We start from the raw sequence: 2,151 nt of genomic DNA, 5'->3' as shown, positions 1-2,151 counted from the left end.
GTCCGGGAGCCCGGCCAGGGCCAGCGCCGCCGCCTCCGAGCCGGACATCCCGGTCAGCCGGGTGCGGTACCCGCCGACGAGGCGGTAGGCACCCCCGCGCCCGCGGTCGGCGTAGACGGGCACGCCCGCCGCCGACAGGGCCTCGACGTCCCGGTAGACGGTGCGCACCGACACCTCCAGCTCGTCGGCGAGCTGCCGCGCGGTCATCCGGCCCCGGTTCTGCAACAGCAACAGCATCGACATCAGTCTGCTCGCACGCACGGAGGTCGATTCTGCCCGAGAAACCTGACAGAGGATGGCAGTCCGGGGGGGCAGGGTGGGTCGTATGAGTACGGAGACGACCACGACGACGGGCAGTTACACCACGACCGGCTGGGACGAGCAGGTGGTCAGCGGAGCCGGGGACGGCCCGCGCTACGCGCACGTCCGGGCCACGTTCACCTACACGGGCGCCATCGAGGGCACCTCGACCTGCGACTACCTGCTGTACTACGACGGGGACGGATACGACGGCGCGGGCTTCGCCGCCCCCGGACTGGAGCGGATCGAGGGCAGTGTGCACGGACGACGGGGCAGCGTCGTCCTCCGGCACGAGGTGACCTACGACGCCGACGGCATCGGGGACACGTTCACCGTGGTGCCCGGCTCGGGCACCGGCGAGCTCGCCGGCCTGTCCGGCGGCGGCACGGGCGCGAGCACCACCTCCACGGTGCCCTACACCGCCGAGTTCACCTTCGCCGACTGAACCGTCCGCCCACGGGCGTGCCGGGGTGCGGCGGGTAACCCGGGCCAACACCACGCGAAGGAGGCTGCGATGTCCGCGGTGGACCGTGCGCAGGTACTGGCCTACCGGATCGCCGCGCAGGGACTGCACCGTGAGACGAGCGATCCGGTCGACCTGGCGGTGTTCGATCTCGGGGTGCAGGACAGCACCCGGCGGACCACCGCCGGGCTCGCGCTGGCCGCGCGGTCGGCGCGCGACGGGGAGTGCGCTGTGCTCACCGGGGACGAGCGCTTCACCCTCGCCTGGTCGGTGCGCGGCGCTCCGCACTTCCATCGGGCCGGCGGGTTCGGCGGGCTGATCCGGGCGTTGCTGCCGCTGGACGATGCCGACGCCCGGGCCCGGCTGTCGTGGCGGCGAGCCGACGTCACGGCGGCCGACATGGGCCCGCGTGCGGCGGTGACCACGGCCGCACGGGCGCTGCGGGACGTGGTCACCACGACCATGACCAAGGGCGAGGCGAGCGAGGCGGTGACCCGGGTGGTGCCTGGGGGGTTGACCCGGTGGTGCCGCATCTGCGGGGCCACGCACATCCACGAGCAACTGATGCGGCTGGCCACACCGCCGGCCGGTGTCCGGTTGGAGCCGGGCGTCACCCCCGCCACGCTCACCCCGCTGCGGCCCCGGCCGCCGCTGCCCGACCGGACCGATGTCACCGCCGCCACCCGGCTGGTGCGGGACTACCTCCGTCTGCACGGCCCCGCCACCCCGGACGAGGCCGCCGGGTACCTCGGCACGACGCGCGCCACGGTCGCCACCCGGCTGTGGCCGGAGGACCTCGCCGAGGTTCGGGTGGACGGCCGGGTGGGGCACATCCCCGCCGAGGCACTGCCGATACTGGAGAACCCGCCCGAACCGGACCCGGTACGGCTGCTGCCGCCGGGCGACCCGTTCCTGCAGGCACGCGACCGCACACTGCTGGTACCGGACGAGACCCACCGCAAGGCCGTGTGGCGGGTCCTCGGCAACCCGGGAGCGTTGCTGGCCGACGGGGACCTCGTGGGCACCTGGCGCACGACGACGTCCGGAAAGCGGCTCGATATGACGCTGACCGGCTTCGGCCCCGTCCCGGCCCGCGTCCGGGCCGCCGCGGAGGACGAGGCCGACCGGGTGCGCGCGGTGCGTGGCTTCACCGCACTCCGCGTGCGGTGGTCGTGACCGGCCGCCGGACGGGGTGCCACCGGCGCGGTGACCGGCGATCCCACCGGCGAGGCGCCACCCCAGGACGGCGACTCGCGGGACGGGAGTGGCGACTCGCGGGTTCTGGAGGGCGGCTCGCGGGCATGGAGCGTCAACTCGCGGGACTCGGGTGGCGACTCGCGGGGGTGGTGGCGCGGCGGAGGATGAGGGTCGGGATCGCCGGGTGGTCG

3 protein-coding genes are annotated in these 2,151 nt (G+C 74.6%); 2 read left to right on the top strand and 1 reads right to left on the bottom strand.

Features of this window, described 5'->3' with window-relative positions; all coding sequences use genetic code 11:
* The coding region (locus tag SACPADRAFT_RS0204475; RefSeq protein ID WP_157577068.1) for a helix-turn-helix transcriptional regulator at nt 1-261 on the bottom strand (261 nt) is incomplete at its 3' end.
* A 64-nt stretch (nt 262-325) separates the two neighbouring features.
* Here SACPADRAFT_RS0204475 and SACPADRAFT_RS0204470 point away from each other — a divergent pair.
* Nucleotides 326-745: a DUF3224 domain-containing protein gene (locus SACPADRAFT_RS0204470; RefSeq protein ID WP_007027371.1), complete on the top strand. Its 420-nt coding sequence runs from the start codon at nt 326-328 to the stop codon at nt 743-745.
* 69 nt (nt 746-814) lie between these two features.
* Nucleotides 815-1,939, top strand: a complete 1,125-nt coding sequence (locus tag SACPADRAFT_RS0204465; RefSeq protein ID WP_007027370.1) for a DNA glycosylase AlkZ-like family protein — start codon at nt 815-817, stop codon at nt 1,937-1,939.
* Nucleotides 1,940-2,151 lie beyond the last annotated feature (212 nt).

The sequence above is a fragment of the Saccharomonospora iraqiensis subsp. paurometabolica YIM 90007 genome (assembly GCF_000231035.2).
GTDB classification, from domain to species: domain Bacteria; phylum Actinomycetota; class Actinomycetes; order Mycobacteriales; family Pseudonocardiaceae; genus Saccharomonospora; species Saccharomonospora paurometabolica.
The sequence above is the reverse complement of the archived record's forward strand: the minus strand, read 5'-3'. Positions and strand labels throughout refer to the sequence as shown.